Origin of the sequence: Bacillus sp. MMSF_3353 (assembly GCF_030733445.1) — a bacterium.
Taxonomy (GTDB): Bacteria; Bacillota; Bacilli; order Bacillales; family Bacillaceae_G; genus Bacillus_A; species Bacillus_A wiedmannii.
In genome coordinates this window covers 96,741-121,152 of sequence record NZ_JASHJA010000006.1, presented here as the reverse complement: position 1 = coordinate 121,152, position 24,412 = coordinate 96,741, and the positions used below count along the sequence as shown (strand labels likewise).

Sequence of the window (24,412 nt, the reverse complement as noted above, 5' to 3'; positions counted from 1 at the left end):
TTAAGGTAGTTTTTCTTAAAAAAGTCTGAAATTTGTAAAATTTTATGAATCCAAATGAATTCTATAACATCTTTAACTCAGCTGTTAACTTATGAAACGCTTCCTTATCTTGCTTATCCAGCGCTTCATCAATTTGTTTCAAAAGACGTTCTCTTCTAAAAGAAAATACACTTTCTTCTAAAAATCTTTCTGCAAGTAAACGATCTTTTTCATTTACTTCAATATGCTTTGGTAAATACGGGTTTTCTTCTAATACAGCTACATAATTGGCATTTTGAAACGATGATTTAAAATTGAGTTGAATATAAATATCTTCATCTCGATTTAAACGAATATCATGAAACGATTTTTCAGCATCTGTTGTCATAACATTTTGTTTAAAAAAGTGAAATGGTGTGTCTTTCACACAATTCGCGGACATCACTAAACCACGCGGACAATATTTTGCATGCTCTACGAAGTGGACTTTATGCATCAATTGGTCATGACTCATTAAATAATTCAAAATCCATACACATTCACGCTGTTTCAGTTGGTAATTATTCAAAAACCATTTTACAAAATCCTTCTTCTCGTTTACAGAAACAGGGGTATTCATAGCAATTAAGTCCCTCCTCTGTCTTTCTCTTTTCTTTTTAGATTCAAGAAGCGGTATTCAGTTTCCTTCCAACTTATGAAAAATCCTCTAAATTATATAACAATTCTTCAATATGAATTTGTGTCGGGTCTAGTTGTATTAACTGAGTAAATACTTCTTTCGCCTCTTTTCGCATACCTTCTTCCAATAAGAAATAACCGTACTCTTCCAAGAAGTCTGGATGATTCTTAAAAGAAGTATATGCACTTTCATAGTGTTTTAATGCATCCGAATACATTTCTAATTGTTTTTTTGCAAACGCAAGATCCCAAAGTAGTTGTGTATCTGGTTCTCCGCTGTCAATCGCACGCTCTACAACTGCAATTAACTCTTCATATTTTTCTTGTTCTTTTAAGATATACGCATATTTTAATATCGCACCTAAATGTCCTGGATCTAACTCAAGCGCTTTTTGAAGCACTTCCTCTGCTTCCGCTATTCTTCCTAATTTCGCCGCAATGTTCGCTAATTCTACATAAAATGGTACAGAAAGCTCATCTACTTTAATTCCTTCTTGAAGTGTTTCATAGCTTTCTTGAAGCATTCCTTCTTTTTCATAGCTTTTCGCCAAATACATGTACAGCGATGCATACTCCGGATCTAATTCTTTTAGTTCTTGCCAAGCACCAATTGCTCTTTGATATTCTTCACCTTGGTATAATGTGAAGGCATATCCAAATAATGAGTGGATATCTTTTTGTTCCTCTAAACCTGCTTCATAGTAAGAGATCGCTTCTTCCCAATTTCCAATCGCACTTAACGTTTCTGCGAGGCGAAGTGCAATGACAACACCACCCATGACTTTATGTTCTGCTAATAGCGACTCATAATGAGTGATTGCCTTTTGTTCTTCACCTTTACTACTATATAACTCTGCTAATCCAAACGTAATAACAGGTTCGTCAGGCATCATTTCTTTCGCCTTTAATAGTTTTTGTTCTGCTACATCATCGAAACCTTGCATTTGGAATAAATCTGCAACAAGTAATAACGATTGAACATATAAGTCATCATTTTCTGGAATATCATGAAGCACTTCAATCGCTTCATCTTCTTTGTCTAGATCAATATATAATTCTGCTAAAAATACAGTGAATTCACTTTCTTCCGGATACAATAAACGCAAGTCTTCTGTAATAGCTAACGCTTCATCCGTAAATCCAAGTGTATGATAATAGCGAGCGATATCATACTTCTCTTCATCATTCGCAATTTTTAATTGTTCTTTTAATAATTGTAATCCTTTTTCCGCTTCACCATTTTCAATATATGAAACAGCTTGTTCAAACTTTTGCATAAACGTCTCCTTTAATTCTAACAAATATTATTTTCTATTCATTTACCCCGATTGGTGCGGGCTAATAATCAGTGAGGGGATGAGCATCCCCTCACTGATTAAAGTTTCACTTTATCATAAGCAACTAGGTGTACGAACGCAACCTTTAGAATGAGCATACTTCATCTTGTACTTTCACTGACAACGATTCAAACATGACACCGATACCGCATTACTACTTTCTATTGTACCGTTTTCTTTCATTACCGTGCAAATAAACTTCCCTTATTAATTATTAACACGCACGGATCAAGCTTTACAGGCCTTCATTTAAATAAAAAAGACTCCTATATTAGGAGCCTTCACAAACTCTTAAGAGTATGTTTCTTCTTTCTTTACTTGCTCGTTTACAAGCTCTTTCAATAATTCTATAATTTCATCATTTTCTTCTTTCAAACCGACAGTAATACGAATACCATCATGTATACCAAATGCAGCACCAGAACGAACAATATATCCTTTCTTCATTAATCGTTCGAAAGCCTCATTACCAGGAATACCGAGTTTTAAGAAAATGAAATTTGTTTGAGATGGATAATAGAATACGTTATATTCCTTACAAAATGCGTAATATTGATTTAATCCTTCTTCATTTTTTTTCACACATTCTTGTAAAAATACTTGATCTTCTAATGCAGCGAGTGCTACAGCCTGCGCTACAGTCGATGTATTAAATGGTAACCTTGCTACTTCTAGCTGCCCGATTAAATTCGCATTACCAACCGCATATCCGATACGGAAAGCAGCTAAACCATATGCTTTTGAAAACGTGCGTAAAACCATAAGATTTTCATACTGTTCAAGAAGTGGTAATGTTTGCGGATAGTCTTCTGCCCCCGCATATTCATAATATGCTTCGTCCATAATAACGAGCGCTGACTTAGGAACTGATTCTAAAAATGAAAGTAAATTTTGTTTCTCTACATATGTACCTGTCGGATTATTCGGGTTACAAATCCATACAATCTTCGTTTTATCATCTACTTGCTGTAACATCGCATCTAAATCGTGAATGCCATCTTTAAGTGGTACTTCACGAACTTCTGCTTCTTCAATAACAGCATGGTGATGGTATTGCGAGAATGTTGGATTCGCCATTACAACATTTGTTCCTTCATGTAGTAATGCACGACTAATCATTTGAATGACTTCATCTAATCCACTACCAAATAACAGTTGTTCTGCTTTGACACCTAACTGCTCTGCTACTTTTGTCCGAAGTTCAAATGCATATCCATCTGGATAAAGAGCGTATTGACTCGCTAAAGAAGTTAATGCTTCTGTTACGCGTGCTGAGCAACCGAATGGATTTTCGTTCGATGCTAATTTCACAATTTTTGATAATCCATATTCCCTTTTTACTTCTTCAATATTTTTCCCAGGTACATATGCTCTCAAAGTTAACAATTGCTCTTTCACTCTCATTTTTCTTCCCCCAGTCGTTTTATTCAATTCAATTACAATAAGGTTGTAATTTCTCACTGTAATCGTTTATCTTAACCGTCACTATTACGAGGATACCTTTAAACAAGCACTTCTTAGCTCTTAAACCATATCCTTTTGAAATGCCTCTAACGCAATATGAACAGTCTCATCTGGAATAGATACGACATTCACTACCCCATATTCCTGCATTAACACCATATGAATTGCTCCAGCGTTCGCTTTCTTATCTTGTTTCATCAATTGAACGAGACGCTCTACACTCAAATCACTTGGCATTTTTGGATATCCGTACTTTAAGAACCACTGCTTCATCTCTTCATAAGAAAGATTAACCTTGTACACTTGCTCACTTAAAAACAAGGCAAATAACATTCCAACCGCTACTCCGTCACCGTGAGTAATATTTCCATATCCTAGTTCTTTTTCAAGAGCATGGCCTAACGTATGTCCAAAGTTCAAATGAGCACGTACACCTTTTTCTGTTTCATCTTGCGATACAATGTTTGCCTTTACAGGAATTGCCTTCGTTAATATATGGATTAACTTCTCATCACGAAGATCCGCTAATGTTTGCACTTCTTCTTTTAACCAATGATACAGCTTTACATCACCAATAAGAGCATGTTTTATCACTTCTGCATAACCTGAACGCCACTCTTTTTCAGGAAGTGACTGTAAAAACGGCGTATGATATACAACTACTTCCGGTTGATGGAATGCACCGATCATATTTTTACCTAACGGATGATTGATCGCTACTTTCCCACCCACTGCGCTATCGTGAGCTAATAAAGTCGTTGGAACTTGAACGAAGCGAATTCCACGCATAAACGATGCAGCAACAAAACCAGCTAAATCTCCAATCATCCCGCCTCCAAGTGCAATAATTAAAGAATTTCTATCTAATTTATTTTCAAGAGCTGACGTATGAGCCGCATAGAAATTTTCAAAAGACTTCTCTTTTTCGCCACTCGGTACGACAAATGAAAATACTTTTTGCTTTATTTGCAACGCGTCTACAACTGTCTGTAAATGTAAAGACGCAACAGCTTCATCTGAAATGATCATGATGTTTGACACAGATGGCTGCATGTTTTGAACAATCGTTGTCAACTTTGACAACGATTGTTTTCCTACATGTACATCATATTCTTTTGATTTCGTTTGAATATGTATGTTTCCCATTAAAATCCCCTCGCATATTCATTATGTTTCTCAATATTTTCACGAATAAGGTCCATACGATCTAATCCGAATTGTTCTATTAAAGCTGTCGCTAATTCCCAAGCCACAACCGCTTCTGCAACGACACTAGCTGCTGGAACAGCACAACTATCTGAACGTTCAATACTTGCTGTAAAAGGCTCTTTCGTATCAATATCTATACTTTGAAGAGGTTTATATAGTGTAGGGATCGGTTTCATCACACCGCGCACAACAATTGGCATTCCAGTCGTCATACCGCCTTCTAATCCACCTGCATTATTTGTTCTTCGTGTATATCCATGTTCCTCATTCCACAGAATTTCATCATGAACTTCACTTCCCGGTCTATGCGCTGCTTCAAAACCAATTCCAATCTCGACGCCTTTAAAAGCATTAATGCTCATAATTGCAGCTGCTAATTTTGCATCCAGTTTTCGATCATAATGCACATAGCTACCGACCCCAATTGGCATTCCTTCCACAATCACTTCAACGATTCCACCTATTGAATCACCATTTGCTTTCGCATCATCAATTGCTTTCATCATTTGGTTACCTGCTGCTTCATCTAAGCAACGTACAGGTGATGCTTCTGTAATACTTTTTAATTCTTCAATTGAACTATAGGTAAATTCCTGAGCCTGTACACCGCCAATTTCAATTACATGGCCCGCCACTGTAATACCAAGTTCTGCTAACACTTTTTTAGCAACCGCACCAGCAGCAACACGCACTGTCGTTTCGCGTGCTGAAGAACGCTCCAGTACATTTCTCATATCTCTATGACCATATTTAATCGCACCATTTAAATCAGCATGCCCAGGTCTTGGTTTTGTTACTTTCCTTTTCATTTCTTTTTCTTCTTGTTCCGTTAAAGGCTCTGCGCCCATAATTTTTGTCCAATGTGCAAAATCACGATTTTCAACAACAAGTGCAATTGGAGAACCTAATGTCTCTCCATGTCTAACACCACTTACAATTTGCACTTGATCTGTTTCAATTTGCATGCGTCTACCACGCCCATGCCCCTTTTGCCTTCTAGCTAACTCTTCATTTATATCATCCGCTACTAAAGGCAGTCCTGCCGGAACACCTTCTATAATCGTTGTAAGTTGTGGACCATGAGATTCACCAGCTGTAATATATCGCATACGTTATTCCTCTTTTCGTATATGTATTTATCCCGCTATATTAAGCAATGATATTATCTTTCCTTACTCTAAAAATATGAAAGAAATTATATATTTGATCAGCCATTCGCTTATTCTCCGATAGGCCTTTTACTTTACATATCAATATATCATAACAGCTCTAACTTCGTAACTAATTGAAACAAAAAAAGTGCAAGAAGAATACCCCTATTCTCCTTGCACTTTCTACTATTATCACAGTGATTAAAGCGTTTACAAATTATTTCAAAATAATTAGTAAATCCATTCATTCATTAATTTTGAGTAGTCAACTAATTCTTCTTCCTTAAAGAAAATAGCAATCTCGCGCTCTGCACTTTCTAACGAATCAGAACCATGGATAATGTTTTTCGCAACAGTTACACCGAAATCTCCACGAATTGTTCCAGGAGCTGCTTCATGTGGTCTTGTTTTACCCATCATGTTACGAGCTGTATCTACTACGCCTTCACCTTGCCATACCATTGCGAATACAGGTCCAGATGTAATAAAGTCTACTAATTCACCAAAGAAAGGTTTCTCTGTGTGCTCAGCATAGTGTTGTCCAGCAATTTCCGGAGTGACTTGCATTAATTTTGCACCAACTAATTGAAAGCCTTTTTTCTCAAAACGAGCTACGATTTCCCCAATGAAGGCACGTTGTACACCGTCTGGTTTTACCATTAGAAATGTTTTTTCCATAAAAAATCTCTCCACTTCTGAATTATGTATGTAATTGTATATCCCCACACACATATTAACACCCTTATCACAATTGCGCAATAGTTTTGAAATAGAGAGATTATTTTATTTTTTAGAAAAAACACTAAAATTTTCGTTTCCCAATATACTTTGCTACATTTTGTAATGCATACTTCGCTTGTCCACGCGGAAGTGGTTTTATGATTTCTAATGCTTTATGTAAATAACGTTCACTAAACGCAAATGCTTGATCAATAGCGTCACTATTTTTTACAGCCTCAATAATTCCTTTCATTTCGTCCGCTGTTGTATTTTCATGTACAGATGTGATTTTCTTACGAAGCACGGGATCTTCCATAGCGTATAGGGCAGGAAGCGTAATATTCCCTTGTAACAAATCACCACCAGCAGGTTTTCCAAGCTTCTCTTCTGTGGAAACGAAGTCTAAAATATCATCAATAATTTGATACGACATTCCTACAAAATACCCATACCAAAATAGTCGATTTACCGTATCACGATTAGCGCCAGCAGCAATTGCTCCTAGTTGACAACTCGCAGCAATTAATAAGGCTGTTTTTCGCTTTATTCTTCTTAAATACGTTCGTAAATTTTGGTCATAATTGTACTTATCTTTAATTTGTTCAATTTCACCTTTACACACTTCTAAAATGGTATGCGATAGCGCCTGATGCGCCTCTGGAATTTCGATATTTGTTATACATTCAAGAGACTTAGCGAACAAATAGTCCCCTGTATACATTGCAATACGATCTCCCCATTTCGCATTCACAGTTGCACTACCACGTCGTAAAAATGCAGCATCAATAACATCATCGTGAACAAGAGAAGCCATATGAATAAGTTCTAACGCAACAGCTACATGTTTAATTGCATCTAACTTATAATCTCCAAATTTTCCCGCAAGCAACACAAATACAGGACGAATTCGCTTCCCACCAGCTTCAATAAGTTGTAATGCCGCCTCTTCTACCAATGGCTGTTCAGAAGCAACTGTCTTTTTTAATTCTTTTTCTATCACATTAATATCCGATCGTAAAAAAGAGTACATAAGTTGTAACTTCATATTGTTCACCTTAACCTAAAACTTCTTTTTTCTTTTTTCTTTTTTCTATTTTGATTCTGGTTTCATACCTAAGTGCATCGCTGCTACCCCAAAAGTAAACGGCTTCACTTGTACACGTTCAAGTCCAGCTTTTTCGAACATATTAGCCAATTCTTTCATACCTGGGAATGTACTAGCAGATTCTTGCAGCCATGAATATTCTTTAAAACTTTTCGCAAATAACTTTCCAAATAACGGCATGATATATTTAAAGTATAAAATATACCCTTGTCGAAAACCAATCATTGTTGGTTGAGATGTTTCTAAACAAATCACTTTTCCACCTGGTTTTACTACACGCGTCATTTCTTTTAATACGTGCATATAATCCGGTACGTTACGTAAACCAAATCCAATCGTTACATAATCAAAGGTGTTATCTTCAAATGGAAGTTCCATTGCATTCCCGTGTAAAAGTTCTACTTGTTTTAATTGTAACGCCTCTACCTTTTGCTTACCGACAGATAACATATTTTCACTGAAGTCTAAACCAACAACCTCGCCCTGTTCACCTACCGCTCCAGCTAGCGCAATTGTCCAGTCCGCTGTCCCGCAGCATACATCAAGAGCTTTGCTACCTGGTTTTACATCCATAATGCGCATCGTCTCTTTACGCCACGCTTTATGTCTTTGAAAACTAATGACAGAATTCATCACATCGTATTTATCAGAGATTTTCTCAAATACATCATGTACTCTTTCTTCTTTTGATTGTTGCATGCTCGTACCTTCTTCCAATGTAAAATTGCTTATGTCTTCGATTTATCTCTTAACACAGAGTTTATTTCGCTTATATCTGTGTGGTTTTCCAAATATTGATTTTCTTTCTTTCTGAGTTCCATCATCCATCCATGAATAACTGTTTCTACCTCCGCTTTATCCTTCATAATCCCTTGAACTGCTTGAAAAACAGGTGAATGTTGTTTATCAGCGTGCAGTTCATATTCTTTTTGAAGACGGTTTTTTCCTAGTACATACGTTATAAACGGCTTCCAATGCGATAAATGAAAATGATCACATGTTTTTTGCAAGAGTGCAGACTCAATCGTTACTACACTTTCCATTATGTCATCCATCGTTTCATGCGCTTTTTGATATAACATTATTTTGTGTTCATTAATTTCTTTAATTCCTTCAGCAAGCGCACGAATTAAAACAATATCACAATTCATAGACAGTAAGTAATAATATAACCCACTATAGTAATCACCAGCAAGCACTGTTAACTGGCGACGTTTATGCGATTCATTTGCTTCTTCCCCTGCTTTATTTGATACTCTTTCATGTGTATCAAGTGCAATTTGCACAAGCATAATCGTTACTACATAATGCTCAATTTGTTCTATATGTAAATTTTCACTTTTTAAAGCACCATACAACAATGCTATTTTTTCTTCATCAATAAATGGTTCTTCAATATAGTTTATAAAATAAGGATGGCGTAATTTCTCCATCAATTTCTCTCTTATACCCGCATACCCTCCGTAGATGTCACACACAAAAATCACCCTTGTTTTCTAATTCATAAAACTTATTATAACACATACATTCTATTTTCTATAACCAAAACTTGGCTACTCTTTCCAAACTTCCACCGAACTAAATAACATCTTCCATTCTTTTTAGTAGTCTTTCTATTCTCACTCTGCCTTGCTAAAACTATATCATTTATTTACATAAAAAAAAAAGAAAAGCAGTTTCCTACTTTTCTTTACTTTGTTTTAATAAAAGATAAAATTTCACTACGTGCCGCTGCATCATTTTCTAACACACCACGTACTGCTGTTGTTACAGTTTTCGCGCCCGGCTTTTTCACACCACGCATCGTCATGCACATATGTTCCGCTTCTACTACTACCATTACACCATGCGGTTCTAGTACTTCCATAATAGAGTTCGCTACTGTTGATGTAATACGTTCTTGCAGTTGTGGACGACGTGCAATTGTATCTACAGTTCGAGCTAATTTACTTAACCCTGTCACTTTTCCGCCTTGCGGAATATATGCAACGTGAGCAACTCCATAGAATGGAACTAAATGATGCTCACACATCGAATAAAACGGTATATCTTTTACTAGTACAAGCTCCTCGTGATCTTCTCCGAACACTTTATGCAAATGTTCTTTCGGATCTTCATGCATACCCGCGAACACTTCTGCGTACATTTTTGCCACACGCTTTGGTGTATCAAGTACTCCCTCACGATTTGGGTCATCTCCGATTGCCTCTAAAATAAGGCGTACTGCATGTTCAATTTGTTCTAAATTAACTTTTGCCATCCGCTAGCCCTCCCGAAAACCTAAAAGTGATACGAACACATTCTAGCATATTTATGTTTTTAAAAGCAAAAAGAAGAGTTCCCAAAAAGGAAACTCTTCTTCCCTGTTAATATGTAAGGATTATTTAACCGCATCTTTTAACGCTTTACCAGGTTTGAATGCAGGTACTTTACTTGCAGCGATTTCAATCTCCTCACCTGTTTGTGGGTTACGACCTTTACGAGCCGCACGCTCACGAACTTCGAAGTTACCGAATCCGATCAGTTGTACTTTATCACCTTGTTTTAAAGCTTCTAAGATAGAATCAAAAACAGCGTCTACTGCTTTTGTTGCGTCCTTTTTAGAAAGGGAACTTGCTTCTGCAACAGCATTGATTAAATCTGTCTTGTTCATGCCATTCACCTCCTCCCAAAGATAAGACTGTATAATGATCATAAAATGAGTCTTACTTTCATTTGTAGGCAATTTTTACAAATTCTATACTACAAAGATGTAGATAAATCATTATCAACGCCTATATTATACGATTCTCCTTTATAATTCAATATTTTTAAGGAAATTGTTACTCTTAAAATGTGAAAATCTGATGAAACTTGACAATTTACAACAATATATTAGATAATGACTGTTTATTTTGCTATTCTATACGCGAAAATCAAAAAAAATCCCTCTACGATGAGAGGGATTTTTTCTTATAATATAATCGCAATTAATCCGCCAGATCCTTCATTAATAATTCTTTCTAGCGTTTCTTTTAATTTATATCTTGCATTTTCTGGCATTAAAGATAGTTTCGCTTGAATGCCTTCTCGAACAATAGAGCTAAGTGAACGTCCGAATATATCAGAATTCCAAATTGATAATGGGTCATCTTCAAAATCCTGCATTAAATAACGAACTAATTCTTCACTTTGCTTTTCAGTACCAATAATTGGCTCAAACGTTGACTCCACATCTACTTTAATCATATGAATAGACGGAGCTACAGCTTTTAGTTTCACACCAAACCTTGAACCGTGACGAATAATTTCTGGCTCATCTAAGCTCATGTCAGCTAACGCAGGCGCTGCTACACCATATCCTGTTTGCTTTACCATACGCAGGGCATCCGCCACTTGATCGTATTCTATTTTCGCATGAGATAAATCGAGCATAAGCTTTAATAAATGATCTTTCCCTCGAATTTCTACTCCTACTACTTCTTTTAAAATTTGATCATATAATTCATCTGGTGCATATAAATCAATCTCTGCTACACCTTGCCCCATATCAATGCCAGCTAAGCTCGCTCGATCAATAAATTCATACTGACTAAACTGCCAAACGACACGGTCCACATCACGAAGACGTTTTATATCCTTCACAGTCTCTTGAACAGCTTCTTGATAACTTTGGCGCAACCAATGCCCTTCATTTAACACCATCACCCAGCTCGGAAGGTTAACATTCACTTCTAAAACCGGGAACTCAAATAAAGCCTCTCGAAGCACATTGTACACATCTGTTTCCCTTAAACTTTCTACACTCATCGCAATGACTGGGATATCATATTCTTCAGATAAACTTTGGCGCAATTGCTCTGTATCTGGATGATACGGCTGTACAGTGTTAATGATCATAATGAAAGGTTTTCCGACTTCTTTTAACTCATTTACTACGCGTTCTTCTGCCTCTATATAATCTCTTCTTGGAATTTCACCAATCGTTCCATCTGTTGTAATTACAACACCAATTGTGGAATGTTCTTGAATTACTTTACGTGTTCCGATTTCTGCAGCTTCATGGAATGGAATAGGTTCTTCATACCAAGGAGTATTAATCATGCGCGGGCCATTCTCATCTTCATAGCCTTTTGCTCCTGGAACCGTATATCCAACGCAATCTACCAATCGAATATTCACTTCAAGACCTTCATCTACTTCGATAGAAACCGCTTGGTTTGGAACAAACTTCGGTTCCGTCGTCATGATTGTACGACCAGCAGCACTTTGAGGCAGTTCATCCTGCGCCCTTTGACGGTCAGACTCATTCTCAATATTAGGAATAACTACAAGTTCCATAAATTTTTTAATAAATGTTGATTTCCCTGTTCGAACAGCTCCTACAACTCCAAAATAAATATCACCGCCTGTGCGTTCCGCAATATCTTTAAAAATATCTACCTTTTCCAAGTGATTCCCTCCCTCAATATTTTTGGGAATAATTCCACATTTATAGTCAACTAATACCTTCTCTAACGTTGCCTATAATATCTGATATAATATAATGGTATTCTAGAAGTTCGGACAATATATCATATAATTTTGTCCAATTTCATATGACTATTAAAAAATACCTTTTGTTTGCATCGCAAGTTGTGTAACATAAAAAACCTTTCTTCTAGAACTTATTCACTAAAAGAAAGGTTCATGACTTATGATTTTAAAAAAATTGGTTCTCCATTCTTTACCGTATACGGTAAAGAATACGCAGGTACAAGTGGAGAATCTTTCGAAAGTATATTCCGAATATCTTCCCCTTCCTTAAATTGCCCTTCATTTTTTTTCAACGCTTCATATAAGTCGATTCGATAATCAACATAAATTTCTCCCTTTTCATTGATTACAAAAGGAAGCCCTTTACCAGAATACGGACTTGTCACTTGCGGCACATCTTTATATCCTAGTTTTTTGAAATCTAATTCATATACACCATCTGAAATTACCTTTTTAAAAGGCGGATATTGATGTTCATCCCGATACATCCTAAGCTTTAATGATAATTCCTGGATTTGTTCAGCCATCCTAACATCAATTAACTTTACTGTCGGGTTTGTTTCAACGTCTATTAATACGTATTGGTATACTCCTCCGCTTTCATACGCATTTCCTGGCGCTTCCTGTATGTAACGCGGAGCAATCTTTTGAAAATCGATTGGATACTTTTGATAAATAGGCGTACTCATATCCCGCGTCTTAATTGGCAATATCCCCTCATTTTGCTCCTTAAATGTCACTACAGCTTTTTGAACAACCTGTATCTGATCTTCATAAGGAACGGCATTTTGTTTCATATTTTCTTTCGGATACAGACATCCTGTTAAAAGGCTCATACAACAAAATATTAAAATAATATGGACTTTTTTCACTAGCAATCACCTTTTCATACTAATATAACTTGCTCCGTATGTAGCATTTTCGAGACCATTCCCTTTACTGCTGTACAGGTCCACTAAATACAACAAGAAAAATAACAATTCCTGACACAATCATAAGGGTGTACGCTACTAACGCTGTAATCCCTTTCAAAAATTTATTCTTTATTTTGTATCTACTTAGTAAAATAAAACTTACTGCAAAAAACATAAATCCAATTGCTCCTAAAGCAAACCACATTTTTATGAGCCCTTCTGACATATACACACCCCTTTTTATTAATCTATTTTTATACTATTTTAACAAATTAAAATCTTTAAACAAATACAAAAAGAACATTTTACTACAAATTAAGAATATATAACTTTAATCAACAGGTTTTTTCGCATCTTCCACTAATCTAAATAAAAATAAAACCGAAGCGAGTGTATCTCTCGCTTCGGTTGACCAAATATGCCCAAAACAGCTCTATTCCCATACTTTCATGGCTATCATATGCAATCTACAAACTCTTTGTTTCTTATATCTTATTTTTTAAACATTTTGCTTAACGAACCAAAATCAGCGGGCATATTATTGTTAATAATCGCTTTTACAATTTGATCCTCTTGTTCTTTCGGCACTTCACGTCCTGCCATAAGAGCCACTTGATGAATCAATTGACGAAGCACAGTCTCATCACGTAAATTCGCATTCTGTACAGATGATGCTAATTTAAAAATATCTTCTTTATTCACTTTCGCTTCTTTTTCAATGTTATTAAAAATGTTATTATCCATTCTTTTCACCCTCTCCTCAAGTTACTCTTCATCCTATGCAAAATTAAAAAAATGGTGAAAAGACCCATAAAAATAAAAAGCGACAGAAGTACAAATGTACTTCTGTCGCTTTTCTTTAAAGTAAGTCAGGTATAGCTTCCACTTCATGTTTTCGAACACGTCCCATTAATGAGCCTACTGCATCTTTCACATTATTCCCATTGAATAGCACGTCATATAAAGCAGCTGTAATCGGCATTTCAACTTCCATTTTCTCTGCTAATTCGTGAGCAGCTTTCGTTGTTCTTACACCTTCTACAACCATACCCATGCTTTCTAACACCTCTTCTAAAGAGTGTCCTTTTCCAAGCATATTTCCAGCGCGCCAATTTCGGCTATGAACACTTGTACAAGTTACAATTAAGTCTCCCATACCAGTTAGACCAGCAAACGTTAATGGATTTCCGCCCATTTTTCTTCCTAAACGAGCAATCTCCGTTAAACCACGTGTCATTAATGCCGCTTTCGCATTATCACCTAATCCAAGTCCATCAGTTATCCCAGCAGCTAATGCGATAATATTTTTTAACGCACCACCAAGCTCAACTCCAACGATATCTGGATTTGTGTATACACGGAAGTAACTATTCATAAACAAATCTTGTACTTCCTCAGCCGCTTCCATACGCTTTGCTGCAGACGTAACAGTTGTCGCTTGACGTAAACCAACTTCTTCAGCATGACTCGGTCCAGATAGTACAACAACATCTTTAATCAAGTCCTCTGGAATTTCTTCCTCAATCACTTCCGAAATACGTTTTGATGTACCAGGTTCAATCCCTTTACTTGCATGAATCCAAGTAGTCGGACCTGCTACATATTTCTTCATATCTTGTAATACCTCTCTATACGCTTTCGTTGGTACTACAAGAAGTACTACATTTACATCTACTAATGCTTCTTCTAAAGAAGAGTAGGCTGCGATTGTGCTTGGCAATGTAATTCCTGGAAGGTATCGACTATTCTCATGTGTTGTATTAATCTCATCCATAAGTTCAGAACGATTTCCCCAAATACGTACATCATGTCCATTGTCAGCTAATACCATCGCTAACGCTGTTCCCCAGCTACCTGCTCCAACTACTGTGATTTTTGTCATAAAATCACATCCTCTCCATTAGTCTCTTGCTCTAGCGATAATGTGAATCGGCGTTCCTACAAAACCGAACGCTTCACGTAAACGATTCTTTAAGAAGCGCTCATATGAAAAGTGCATTAATTCTGTATCGTTTACAAATATAACAAATGTTGGTGGTTTTACCGCAACCTGTGTCGCATAGAAGATTTTCAGACGGCTACCATTATGAGTTGGTGTTGGATTCATCGCTACCGCATCCATAATTACATCATTTAATACGTTCGTTTGAATACGGATACTATGGCTTTCATTTACTTCATTAATAACTGGTAATAATGTTTGTGTACGTTTTTTCGTTTTCGCAGATAAGAATACAATCGGTGCGTACTCTAAAAATTGGAAATGAGCACGGATGTTTTCTTCAAATGCTTTCATTGTTTTTTCATCTTTTTTCACTGCATCCCATTTGTTTACGACGATAATAACAGCACGTCCTGAATCATGAGCATATCCAGCAATTTTTTTATCCTGTTCAATAATTCCTTCTTCTCCGTCTAAAACGACTAAAACAACGTCAGAACGTTCAATCGCTCTAAGTGCACGAAGTACACTATACTTTTCTGTGCTTTCGTATACTTTCCCTTTTTTACGCATACCAGCTGTATCGATGATTACATAATCTTGACCATCTTTACTATATGGTGTATCAACAGCATCACGTGTCGTTCCCGCTATATTACTTACAATTACACGTTCTTGACCAAGAAGTGCATTTACAAGTGATGATTTCCCTACATTTGGACGTCCAATTAAAGAGAAACGAATTGTTTCATCATCATACGCTTCTTCTTCAATCTTTGGAAAATGATTTGCAGCTTCATCTAACAAATCACCAAGTCCTAAACCGTGTGTACCTGAAATCGGGAATGGCTCGCCAAATCCTAATGCATAAAAATCATAAATATCACTACGCATTTCTGGATTATCAACCTTATTTACCGCAAGTACAATTGGTTTTTTAGAACGATATAAAATTTTAGCAACTTCTTCATCTGCTGCAGTTACACCATCGCGACCATTCGTCATAAAAATGATAACATCTGCTTCATCAATCGCTACTTCCGCTTGTTGACGAATTTGTGTCAAGAACGGCTCGTCTCCAATATCAATTCCACCTGTATCAATAATGTTAAATTCGTGATTTAACCATTCTCCCGCACTATAAATACGGTCTCGCGTTATACCTGGTATATCTTCTACGATTGAAACTCTTTCTCCAACAATTCTATTGAAAATAGTAGATTTTCCTACGTTCGGGCGGCCTACTATTGCTATTACTGGTTTCGGCATATACTTTCATCCTTTCAACTTGCTTCTGTTTATTATGTAAAAAACCCTTCTTTGTGCAAGAAGGGATTTGCATTCCAGAATATTTCTCAGCGTATCAAAACACCTCACATTATACCACACGTTACTAATGTTTCACAATAATATATACATTCTCTTGTAAGCGATGCGCAATACCATCTAAAATTGCCTCTAAATTATTTGCAACAAATTCTAACTCATCTGTCGATTCACAAGTAAACAAAGGGGCACCACCAGCAAATTTCTCCGGCGTTGTTGTAATAACCGCGAGAATTACACTTTCTAACATCATCTTTTATCTCCCCTTCCTTTCGGGGCTTCCGATGACATATGAACAGCACTTTCTAACGTCGGCACATTCCCTATGACACCTATCGCTTTCTCTGCATCTTGATCTTGTGGCAAGACAAAAATCCCAACCCTACCATCTTCTAAATCACGCTTTGCTAGCGGCACTAGCGCTGGCGTACCAGAATCTCTATAAATCCCTAAAGCAACAGAAACATCATGTAAAATAGCTTGTCGTTGTCCTAAGTTTGAGATTGTCACCATCGCATCAATTGTTTTCGGCCTTAAAATAAAGCCCATTCCATATTTCATAATTTCCTCTTGCCTTGCTGGTAATCCAATATTCATAATGTAAATATTATCAATATACAGCCCCGCTCCTTCAAAACGAAGTGGAACATGCTCGATATCAACAAGATCATGTAACCTTCTGCCAGACATTAATTTTTTCGCGATAATAAATGCGATTATAGCCATAATTACTCCAGCAATCCATGAATGGAATCCTATATACGCAAACGTCGTTGCAAACGACGTTAACATCGCCAAATAGTTTCGACTTTCAAAAACTAATGCAATCCCTTCAATATATGTATTTCCACGCGGTACGAGCTCATATCCATCTAATTGTTGAAGGGTATTTCTTTCCATATTACGCACATCACGAAACTGTGTTGCTGCTAATGTAAGAAATGTAATAGCAGAAAAATCTTTTTTCAAAATTGACGGAATTGCAATCGCTCCTAAAGCCGCTGCAATTAACCCCATCGCAACGTGAATAATTTTCCCGTGGAGCCTCGTCGGATATTGACGCGTATCTGTCCGGAGCATTAGCACTCTCGTTACTGTCCCCGCTATTACTCCGCATAAAATGGCCGGTGTATATTCAGTCATGTATTACCCTCGCCTTTCTTTTACGTGATTTCCTCTTGAACTGTTCCATGTATACTGATGCTTTTGCAATCCAAAACAAAATTGCCATGAAAAATGTAGCAACGGCGACGATATCAAAAAACGCTAAACTTCCGTAATCATAAGGGAAATGTAGTTTTCGAAAAATAAGTGTCACTAACAATTCCCCTTGTAACATTCCTATATAAAGAGAACATAATCGTAATATGCGATCCTCATGCAATAAAACCGATGCATACACAAGAGCACCACTTACCAAAAACAACCTGTCCACCACAATCCAAATCGGATCATATACTTCTAACAAATGAAAACTTGTATATAACATTGCAATAATAAGTGCCGAAAGTAAGCTATATAATTTTTTCCAAATAGAATATAGTGCGATTCCTATAAAAGCAACAATACAAAGCAAAAGTGCATTTACTGATACCGTGAATGAAGCAATCGTTACATGTAACGGAGAGCAAATAATAAAAATCAATATACAAGCGCTTATCTTCCACCGCATAGAGTCCTTTTTCATAAAAAAAGTTACAACAATCCACCCTATCCAAGCTAAAAAATAAAAAGTACTCCCTTCCATCATTTCACCTCCTATGTTTTCCATTATGGGAACTTTTTATGAAAGTTAATCCACTTTCTTCGCGCATAGTTTTTTCATATAACAGCAACACTTTTAATAAGGAGGTGCTATTCATTATGGGTAAAGATCGTCAAGAACGAAAACTAAGAGAATCACGACGCGTTGAATCTGATCGTGACCAATCACTACAATATCCGGGTGCAACTGGACTGGATACACCAGAGCAAGCCCGAAAACAAAATCAGCACTAATGAACACAAAAAGACGGTTTCGATATTGTACGAAACCGTCTTTTACATAATTATTTTAATGATTTTTACTTATATCAAAATAATATTTAACATCCGAATTTTTCTATGGTTTATTTTTATCTCCACCTATTTTTCCTTTACGAAATTAAACCCTCCCTAATAATTCAGTAGCAAACTATCTACATTTTCCAGCCTCTTTTTCAGTCGCAACTTGCACAAGATAGTGTTTATATAGGAATAATTTTATTTTGATAGAATATTAATTCCATTCCTCACTTTATATTACTAAAACGAACAAAAAACAAAAAAATCAACCAAACGGTTGATTTTTTTATCTTCTACTATAATGCTTCGTATCAATACCACGCTGCGTTAACCAATGATACGTTTCGCCCTTTACAACAAGAGGTACAGCCTGTAACTCTTCTATCGTCTTTGCACCAAGAGCTGTCATAATAAATTTCAAATCTGTATGTAAAAGATCAATTTCATCCACTAACTTCTCGATACCATCTTGCATTAAAATACGTAAAAAGTATCCAGCAAACGCAGTTGTATTCGCCCCTAATGCGATTGCTTTCGCTACGTCAAGCGCTGTTTGTATACCCCCAGATGCAATAAAAGAGAGGTTATTATTTGTAGAGGTTGCTTCAATAATCGAGGTTGCTGTTTGTATGCCCCAGTTATTAAAATAAGAAAGCATTCGCTGTCTTCTTTCATTTTCAACAGCAGCAAAATTTGTACCACCTTGTCCACCAATATCAATTGCCGTTACACCTATGCTCGCTAGCTGTTGTATTGTTTCCTTACTCATCCCAAATCCAACTTCTTTCACAATGACAGGAACTTTACTATTTAATACAATTTTCTCAATGCGCTGAAGTACACCAGTAAAGTCACGGTCTCCTTCTGGCATCGTTAACTCTTGTATGACATTTAAATGAATTTGCAATGCATTCGCTTCAATCATATCAACGGCACGCTCTGCTTGTTCGATAGTTGCCTCACTACCTAAATTAGCAAAGAAAATACCATTTGGATTTACTTTTCTGATAATCGTATAAGAAGCAGCCTCACTTTCATCTTTTAACGCCGCCATTTGCGACCCTACAGCCATAGCAAGATTATGATGTTTCGCTACATATGCTAATTGCTCATTAATATGTAACGTTTTCTCTCCCCCACCACCAGTCATCGCATTGATAAAAATCGGCGAACTTAGTGAAAGTTCGCCGATTTTTGTTTCACATGTTATTGTGTCATAACTTGAATTTGGCAATCCTTGATGCACAAAATCAATATCATGAAATCCATGCGTACGAGACTGACCAGTAGAAAGAGCGTATTCAATATGATCTAATTTACGTTTTGCCCTTACCACTTGTACCCCTCTTTATTTCTTTAATTTTTTCAGTTGTTCACCAATAATATCACTTAATTGGAAAGTAGCAGAATCAGCATTTGGTTCATACTGACTGTAATCCTCAATTACATTATTTTCCTCAAGCGTTTCTTTTATACTTAAAGAAATACGTTTCTCTGCAACATGGACTTCAAGCACTTTCACTTTTACTTCTTGTCCCATTTCCAATACTTCATTTGGATTTTTCACGTGACGATTTGCAATTTGAGATACATGCACAAGACCTTCAACGCCAGGTAAAATTTCAACGAATGCACCGAATGTAACAAGACGTTTTACTACTCCCTCACGAATATCTCCAGCTTTTATTTCGCCAGCAACATTCTCCCAAGGTCCTGGCTGAGCTGCTTTAATTGATAAAGAAATACGTTGTGTATCAGCATCAACAGATAATACCTTTACCTTTACCTTTTGACCTTGCTCTAATACTTCAGAAGGTTGCTCTACACGTTCGTGTGAAATTTGTGAAATATGAACTAAACCGTCCACACCACCAACGTTAACGAAAGCACCAAAATCCGTTAATCGTTGCACTGTTCCTTCAACAACGTCTCCTTCTTTTAATGAAGAAATCGCTTCTTTTTTCTTAGAATCTAGTTCTAATTCTACTACTGCTTTATGCGAAAGGATTACACGATTTTTTTCGCGGTCTAATTCAACAATTTTCACGGCTAATGTTTTGCCTTTATAGTCAGTAAAATCTTCTACATAATGTACTTCTACAAGTGAAGCTGGGATAAAACCACGAACACCAAGGTCCACAACTAATCCACCATTCACGATATCTTTTACAGTAACATCAAACACATGACCAGAAGTAAATTTCTCTTGTAATTCTACCCATGATTTTTCTGCATCAACAGCACGTTTAGATAAGACAAGATCATCTTCTTCTAATTTAATAATTTTCAATTCTAGTATTTGATCTAATTCTACAACATCGCTTGCTTTTTCAATATGAACGTTAGCTAATTCACTAATTGGAATTACGCCATCTGTTTTGTATCCAACATTTACAAGCACTTGTTTCTCTTCAACTTTCGTTACAGAACCTGTAACAACGTCACCAACTTGTAATTCTTTTGAATCCATAACTTCTTCATTCATTTTCTCTACCATGGAAATACCTCCCTACAGAATTGACAAAGCATTTTTTATGTATATACGAAATGAAAACATATGTTTTCATTTGCATGTTTAAGAATTTATCATCACATACTCAGTTTTCATACATTTCACTAGAAAATATATTAAACCTATATAAATAGTATACAGCAAAATCATCTTGAAGAAAGTATGTTTTGAAATATAATAGCGAATATATTCTGAAAGTTTTATCCTTCTTTTACTAACTTCTTACAAATCCGAGCATTTGTCAAGGAAAGAGACTCACAATTCACGCATCCTTTACATTTCTATATAAACAAAAAAAGAAAGAGGTTATCCCCTTTCTTTATTTTGCAAACACTCCTGAAACAATACTCATAATTTTTTGGACAACTTCTTCAATTGATAAAGAAGTTGTATCTAATTCCAATGCATCATCAGCTTTCTTTAGAGGAGAAACCTCGCGTTCTGAATCTAATTTATCACGCTGAGCAATTTCTTTTTTTAACTGCTCTAAATTAGAATCGAAACCTTTATTTATATTTTCTAAATGTCTTCTTTCTGCTCTTTCTTCAACAGAAGCAAGCATAAAGATCTTCACTTCAGCATCTGGTAACACATGTGTACCAATATCACGGCCATCCATTACAACGCCGCCTTTTTCCGCTAACTCTTGTTGACGACGCACCATTTCTTCACGAACAAGGCGATGTTTCGCCACAATAGATACTCGATTCGTCACCTCAGGTGTACGAATTACTTCAGAAACATCTTGTCCATTTAAAAATACAAGTTGTGTATTTTCTCCTTGCTGAAACTCAATATTTACATTCTTTACAACTTCCATTAACTTCTCTTCATTTTCAATGTCCACTTTTTGTTCAAGGGCTGCATATGTAATCGTGCGGTACATTGCGCCTGTATCAATATAAACGTAAGAAAGTTTCTTTGCCACAACTTTTGCAACCGTACTTTTTCCAGCAGCTGCTGGACCATCTATAGCAATTGAAATTCGTTTATCCATTGTAACACCTCATTTTTTCACTTATAAAACAAAACGAAAAGCAGGTATTCTCCTGCTTCTTCTCATTTGCTTCACGTCATTAAATCCTCAATTATTGTAGCATAATCCTTCATAGAAGAAAATGAAAACTACCTATTCACCTGTAAGATTTCTGCTTTGTTTTTTACCATGACACCTTCATAATAAACAATTTTAGATAAATATTTCACTGATGACTTATGTATAAATAACAATTGCACAACAGAAAGACAAATGAATTGTATTACTAATATACGAATAAAAATTTTCTCCATCTTTTTCAATGTAATTGCTCCCTCCTATCCTACATTTACACATTTCGTTTCGTGATTTTATACATCGTATATATATCAGCTAACTTTATTGTCATTTCCGAGGCATACTTTTATACATTTCCATTGTCGAATTTACTCAAAACATGTTATGTTCTAAATGTATTTTTCAACTTGAAAGGGGTATAAGCATTGAAAAGAATCCTAGTTTTACACACAGGTGGAACAATTGCAATGGAGGAAGATAAAGAAACTGGGGTCGTACAACCAGGTGAAAAAAATCCTCTTTTAAAATTTATTCCTGATTTAGAAGGCGATGTTGATTTAATCGTTGAAGACGTGTTCCATCTACCATCTCCTCATATGACACCGAGCGAAATGTTACAATTACAAGTCATCATTGATGAAAAAGTAAAACAAGACAACATTCATGGCGTAGTCATTACGCATGGTACGGATACATTAGAAGAAACAGCCTATTTCTTAGATTTAACAGTGCAAGCAACTATTCCAATCGTTGTAACAGGTGCAATGCGTTCTAGTAATGAATTAGGTGCTGATGGTCTATATAACTTCTTATCGGCTGTAAAAGTAGCTAGCTGTAGTGAAGCTGCTGAAAAAGGTGTTTTAGTCGTATTAAACGACGAAATCCATTGCGCTACAAATGTAACGAAAACACATACAAGTAACGTGGCAACATTCCAGAGTCCACAGTATGGACCAATCGGTATGGTAACAAAGCGCGGCGTTGTATTCCATCACGCTTTAGTACACCATGAAACATATTCAGTAAATAAGGTTTCTAAAAACGTAGTTGTTCTAAAAGCATACGCTGGTATGGACGATACATTGTTAGCAGCAATTGAAAACCTTCCAGTAGACGGGATTGTTATTGAAGCACTTGGACAAGGTAATTTACCTCCAAGAACACTTCCTAGTCTAGAACGATTAATCGACAAAGGAATCCCTGTCGTATTAGTTTCTCGCTGTTTCAATGGCATCGTGCAAGATGTATATTCATATGAAGGTGGCGGCAAACAATTAAAAGATATGGGTATTGTATTCACATACGGTTTAAATGCTCAAAAAGCACGTATTAAATTATTAGTTGCATTAGAGAATACAAATTCTCATGAAACAATCCAAAATATGTTTATGCACAATTAAAAAGAAGCTGTCGAAGTTTATTTCGACAGCTTCTTTTTATATTTCCCTTGACGCAATGGTTTGCGCAATCGCATCCCCATGAAATCGACCGTTCTCAATAAATATTTCATTCGCATTATTTCCAGCAGCAATTACACCTGCAATGAAAATATTTTCAGCGTTCGTTTCCATTGTATCCTCTGCATAAATCGGACGTCCTGTTTCTACATCAATCCGAACACCCATCTTCGTTAAGAAACTATGATCAGGATGGTAACCAGTCATCGCAAATACAAAATCATTTTGGATTGTATATGCCTCATCATCGACTGTAAACGTTAATGTATGTTCAGTAATTTCTTTCACGTGAGCCCTGAAATGCATTTGAATTGTGCCGCTTCGTACTAACGCCTCAAACTCCGGCAAAATCCACGGCTTAATGCTTGGTGAATACTCACTTCCGCGATATAAAACCGTTACACGCGCACCGGTTTTAACAAGTTCTAACGCGGCATCTATACTCGAGTTTTTCCCACCTATAACTACTACATCTCGATCAAAATAAGGATGTCCCTCTTTAAAATAGTGAGCTACTTTCTTCAGTTCCTCGCCGGGAACATTCATATAATTTGGATTGTCATAATATCCAGTTGCTACAACAACATATTTCGCTATATATATTTCTGTACTTCCGTCACGCTTTGTTGTCTCAACATGAAAAACTTCTCCATCTTTTTGTACTTTTTCCACTCGCTCAAAAGCATTTACACGTACAGATTTACGCTTTACTACTTCACGATAATACGCAAGCGCTTGATTTCGAACTGGCTTACGATTTTCTGTAATAAAAGCTACATCACCAATTTCTAATTTTTCACTAGAAGAGAAAAATGTTTGATGAGTTGGATAATTATAAATCGCATTTACAATGTTTCCTTTTTCAATTACTAACGGATTTATCCCTACCTTTTGCAACGAAATTGCTGCTGCTAATCCGCACGGACCGCCTCCAATTATGATAGCTGTTTCTTTCTGCATACTCAGCTCACTCCTAGTCTTCTACCAATACGCTATTTATAAAAAC

27 protein-coding genes are annotated in these 24,412 nt (G+C 36.3%); 2 read left to right on the top strand and 25 right to left on the bottom strand.

Annotation, left to right across the window (positions count from 1 at the left end):
• Positions 1-61 precede the first annotated feature (61 nt).
• From RBB48_RS16055 to RBB48_RS15960, 20 genes are all read right to left on the bottom strand, one after another.
• A complete protein-coding gene (locus tag RBB48_RS16055; protein ID WP_001095922.1) occupies positions 62-598 on the bottom strand; it encodes a ReoY family proteolytic degradation factor in 537 nt (178 codons plus the stop codon).
• A 73-nt stretch (positions 599-671) separates the two neighbouring features.
• Entirely contained in the window at positions 672-1,934 is a 1,263-nt protein-coding gene (locus RBB48_RS16050; protein ID WP_088062701.1) for a tetratricopeptide repeat protein, read from the bottom strand.
• 351 nt (positions 1,935-2,285) lie between these two features.
• Complete coding sequence (gene hisC, locus RBB48_RS16045; protein WP_088062699.1) at positions 2,286-3,398, bottom strand: histidinol-phosphate transaminase; 1,113 nt, start codon at positions 3,396-3,398, stop codon at positions 2,286-2,288.
• Between the two features lie 120 nt (positions 3,399-3,518).
• Positions 3,519-4,604, bottom strand: a complete 1,086-nt coding sequence (aroB, locus tag RBB48_RS16040; RefSeq protein WP_088062697.1) for a 3-dehydroquinate synthase — start codon at positions 4,602-4,604, stop codon at positions 3,519-3,521.
• On the bottom strand, positions 4,604-5,776 hold the full coding sequence (gene aroC, locus RBB48_RS16035; protein ID WP_087985544.1) for a chorismate synthase: 1,173 nt from the start codon (positions 5,774-5,776) through the stop codon (positions 4,604-4,606). Before aroC ends, aroB begins: the two co-directional genes overlap by 1 nt.
• A 273-nt stretch (positions 5,777-6,049) precedes the next feature.
• A complete protein-coding gene (ndk, locus tag RBB48_RS16030) occupies positions 6,050-6,496 on the bottom strand; it encodes a nucleoside-diphosphate kinase (RefSeq protein ID WP_000415885.1) in 447 nt (148 codons plus the stop codon).
• A 124-nt stretch (positions 6,497-6,620) separates the two neighbouring features.
• A complete protein-coding gene (gene hepT / locus RBB48_RS16025) occupies positions 6,621-7,583 on the bottom strand; it encodes a heptaprenyl diphosphate synthase component II (protein ID WP_000776075.1) in 963 nt (320 codons plus the stop codon).
• Positions 7,584-7,628: 45 nt separating this feature from the next.
• Positions 7,629-8,342 (bottom strand): 2-heptaprenyl-1,4-naphthoquinone methyltransferase, encoded by a 714-nt coding sequence (menG, locus tag RBB48_RS16020; protein WP_097889741.1) that lies wholly within the window; start codon positions 8,340-8,342, stop codon positions 7,629-7,631.
• Between the two features lie 29 nt (positions 8,343-8,371).
• Positions 8,372-9,121, bottom strand: a complete 750-nt coding sequence (locus tag RBB48_RS16015) for a heptaprenyl diphosphate synthase component 1 (protein WP_141542766.1) — start codon at positions 9,119-9,121, stop codon at positions 8,372-8,374.
• Between the two features lie 212 nt (positions 9,122-9,333).
• Positions 9,334-9,903 (bottom strand): GTP cyclohydrolase I FolE, encoded by a 570-nt coding sequence (folE, locus tag RBB48_RS16010; RefSeq protein ID WP_001151478.1) that lies wholly within the window; start codon positions 9,901-9,903, stop codon positions 9,334-9,336.
• A 120-nt stretch (positions 9,904-10,023) separates the two neighbouring features.
• On the bottom strand, positions 10,024-10,296 hold the full coding sequence (locus tag RBB48_RS16005; RefSeq protein ID WP_001043860.1) for an HU family DNA-binding protein: 273 nt from the start codon (positions 10,294-10,296) through the stop codon (positions 10,024-10,026).
• 299 nt (positions 10,297-10,595) lie between these two features.
• Positions 10,596-12,074, bottom strand: a complete 1,479-nt coding sequence (gene spoIVA, locus RBB48_RS16000; protein ID WP_000416519.1) for a stage IV sporulation protein A — start codon at positions 12,072-12,074, stop codon at positions 10,596-10,598.
• 242 nt (positions 12,075-12,316) lie between these two features.
• Positions 12,317-13,030 carry a hypothetical protein gene (locus RBB48_RS15995; RefSeq protein ID WP_306007846.1) on the bottom strand — a complete coding sequence of 238 codons (714 nt, stop codon included), beginning with the start codon at positions 13,028-13,030 and terminating at the stop codon, positions 12,317-12,319.
• Between the two features lie 64 nt (positions 13,031-13,094).
• Positions 13,095-13,298: a DUF2768 domain-containing protein gene (locus RBB48_RS15990; protein WP_001288995.1), complete on the bottom strand. Its 204-nt coding sequence runs from the start codon at positions 13,296-13,298 to the stop codon at positions 13,095-13,097.
• A gap of 266 nt (positions 13,299-13,564) precedes the next feature.
• The gene (locus tag RBB48_RS15985) at positions 13,565-13,816 is read right to left on the bottom strand and encodes a stage VI sporulation protein F (protein WP_000369753.1); all 252 of its coding nucleotides are present in this window, start codon (positions 13,814-13,816) and stop codon (positions 13,565-13,567) included.
• A gap of 115 nt (positions 13,817-13,931) precedes the next feature.
• Complete coding sequence (locus RBB48_RS15980) at positions 13,932-14,954, bottom strand: NAD(P)H-dependent glycerol-3-phosphate dehydrogenase (RefSeq protein WP_088062692.1); 1,023 nt, start codon at positions 14,952-14,954, stop codon at positions 13,932-13,934.
• An 18-nt stretch (positions 14,955-14,972) separates the two neighbouring features.
• A complete protein-coding gene (gene der / locus RBB48_RS15975) occupies positions 14,973-16,283 on the bottom strand; it encodes a ribosome biogenesis GTPase Der (protein WP_001125888.1) in 1,311 nt (436 codons plus the stop codon).
• A 124-nt stretch (positions 16,284-16,407) separates the two neighbouring features.
• Positions 16,408-16,593 (bottom strand): capping complex subunit for YIEGIA, encoded by a 186-nt coding sequence (locus RBB48_RS15970; protein ID WP_000979052.1) that lies wholly within the window; start codon positions 16,591-16,593, stop codon positions 16,408-16,410.
• Positions 16,590-17,483 (bottom strand): YIEGIA family protein, encoded by an 894-nt coding sequence (locus RBB48_RS15965; protein WP_000141603.1) that lies wholly within the window; start codon positions 17,481-17,483, stop codon positions 16,590-16,592. Before RBB48_RS15965 ends, RBB48_RS15970 begins: the two co-directional genes overlap by 4 nt.
• Positions 17,476-18,087: a YphA family membrane protein gene (locus RBB48_RS15960; RefSeq protein WP_046955225.1), complete on the bottom strand. Its 612-nt coding sequence runs from the start codon at positions 18,085-18,087 to the stop codon at positions 17,476-17,478. Before RBB48_RS15960 ends, RBB48_RS15965 begins: the two co-directional genes overlap by 8 nt.
• 116 nt (positions 18,088-18,203) lie before the next feature.
• Here RBB48_RS15960 and RBB48_RS15955 point away from each other — a divergent pair, with 116 nt between their 5' ends.
• Complete coding sequence (locus tag RBB48_RS15955; protein ID WP_000513900.1) at positions 18,204-18,338, top strand: YpzI family protein; 135 nt, start codon at positions 18,204-18,206, stop codon at positions 18,336-18,338.
• Positions 18,339-18,669: 331 nt separating this feature from the next.
• Here the strand turns inward: RBB48_RS15955 and RBB48_RS15950 are convergent, their stop codons facing one another.
• The 4 genes from RBB48_RS15950 to RBB48_RS15935 form a co-directional block, all read right to left on the bottom strand.
• Entirely contained in the window at positions 18,670-19,719 is a 1,050-nt protein-coding gene (locus RBB48_RS15950) for a type 2 isopentenyl-diphosphate Delta-isomerase (protein WP_306007845.1), read from the bottom strand.
• A 12-nt stretch (positions 19,720-19,731) separates the two neighbouring features.
• A complete protein-coding gene (rpsA, locus tag RBB48_RS15945; protein ID WP_306007844.1) occupies positions 19,732-20,880 on the bottom strand; it encodes a 30S ribosomal protein S1 in 1,149 nt (382 codons plus the stop codon).
• Between the two features lie 334 nt (positions 20,881-21,214).
• Entirely contained in the window at positions 21,215-21,892 is a 678-nt protein-coding gene (gene cmk / locus RBB48_RS15940; protein ID WP_000361262.1) for a (d)CMP kinase, read from the bottom strand.
• 128 nt (positions 21,893-22,020) lie between these two features.
• Positions 22,021-22,194, bottom strand: coding sequence for a YpfB family protein (locus tag RBB48_RS15935; RefSeq protein ID WP_000738047.1), 174 nt, complete (start codon positions 22,192-22,194; stop codon positions 22,021-22,023).
• Positions 22,195-22,374: 180 nt separating this feature from the next.
• Here RBB48_RS15935 and ansA point away from each other — a divergent pair, with 180 nt between their 5' ends.
• Positions 22,375-23,349, top strand: a complete 975-nt coding sequence (gene ansA / locus RBB48_RS15930) for an asparaginase (protein WP_087985537.1) — start codon at positions 22,375-22,377, stop codon at positions 23,347-23,349.
• Between the two features lie 36 nt (positions 23,350-23,385).
• On the opposite strand, the gene RBB48_RS15925 is transcribed toward ansA, so the two are convergent.
• Positions 23,386-24,366 (bottom strand): YpdA family putative bacillithiol disulfide reductase, encoded by a 981-nt coding sequence (locus RBB48_RS15925; RefSeq protein ID WP_088608749.1) that lies wholly within the window; start codon positions 24,364-24,366, stop codon positions 23,386-23,388.
• Positions 24,367-24,412 lie beyond the last annotated feature (46 nt).

Bases quoted from the DNA above. Each gene is read 5' to 3' on its own strand.
- RBB48_RS16055 (WP_001095922.1), bottom strand. From the start codon at position 598: ATGAATACCCCTGTTTCTGTAAACGAGAAGAAGGATTTTGTAAAATGG.
- RBB48_RS16050 (WP_088062701.1), bottom strand. From the start codon at position 1,934: ATGCAAAAGTTTGAACAAGCTGTTTCATATATTGAAAATGGTGAAGCG.
- hisC (WP_088062699.1), bottom strand. From the start codon at position 3,398: ATGAGAGTGAAAGAGCAATTGTTAACTTTGAGAGCATATGTACCTGGG.
- aroB (WP_088062697.1), bottom strand. From the start codon at position 4,604: ATGGGAAACATACATATTCAAACGAAATCAAAAGAATATGATGTACAT.
- aroC (WP_087985544.1), bottom strand. From the start codon at position 5,776: ATGCGATATATTACAGCTGGTGAATCTCATGGTCCACAACTTACAACG.
- ndk (WP_000415885.1), bottom strand. From the start codon at position 6,496: ATGGAAAAAACATTTCTAATGGTAAAACCAGACGGTGTACAACGTGCC.
- hepT (WP_000776075.1), bottom strand. From the start codon at position 7,583: ATGAAGTTACAACTTATGTACTCTTTTTTACGATCGGATATTAATGTG.
- menG (WP_097889741.1), bottom strand. From the start codon at position 8,342: ATGCAACAATCAAAAGAAGAAAGAGTACATGATGTATTTGAGAAAATC.
- folE (WP_001151478.1), bottom strand. From the start codon at position 9,903: ATGGCAAAAGTTAATTTAGAACAAATTGAACATGCAGTACGCCTTATT.
- RBB48_RS16005 (WP_001043860.1), bottom strand. From the start codon at position 10,296: ATGAACAAGACAGATTTAATCAATGCTGTTGCAGAAGCAAGTTCCCTT.
- RBB48_RS15990 (WP_001288995.1), bottom strand. From the start codon at position 13,298: ATGTCAGAAGGGCTCATAAAAATGTGGTTTGCTTTAGGAGCAATTGGA.
- RBB48_RS15985 (WP_000369753.1), bottom strand. From the start codon at position 13,816: ATGGATAATAACATTTTTAATAACATTGAAAAAGAAGCGAAAGTGAAT.
- RBB48_RS15980 (WP_088062692.1), bottom strand. From the start codon at position 14,954: ATGACAAAAATCACAGTAGTTGGAGCAGGTAGCTGGGGAACAGCGTTA.
- der (WP_001125888.1), bottom strand. From the start codon at position 16,283: ATGCCGAAACCAGTAATAGCAATAGTAGGCCGCCCGAACGTAGGAAAA.
- RBB48_RS15970 (WP_000979052.1), bottom strand. From the start codon at position 16,593: ATGATGTTAGAAAGTGTAATTCTCGCGGTTATTACAACAACGCCGGAG.
- RBB48_RS15965 (WP_000141603.1), bottom strand. From the start codon at position 17,483: ATGACTGAATATACACCGGCCATTTTATGCGGAGTAATAGCGGGGACA.
- RBB48_RS15960 (WP_046955225.1), bottom strand. From the start codon at position 18,087: ATGGAAGGGAGTACTTTTTATTTTTTAGCTTGGATAGGGTGGATTGTT.
- RBB48_RS15955 (WP_000513900.1), top strand. From the start codon at position 18,204: ATGGGTAAAGATCGTCAAGAACGAAAACTAAGAGAATCACGACGCGTT.
- rpsA (WP_306007844.1), bottom strand. From the start codon at position 20,880: ATGGTAGAGAAAATGAATGAAGAAGTTATGGATTCAAAAGAATTACAA.
- cmk (WP_000361262.1), bottom strand. From the start codon at position 21,892: ATGGATAAACGAATTTCAATTGCTATAGATGGTCCAGCAGCTGCTGGA.
- RBB48_RS15925 (WP_088608749.1), bottom strand. From the start codon at position 24,366: ATGCAGAAAGAAACAGCTATCATAATTGGAGGCGGTCCGTGCGGATTA.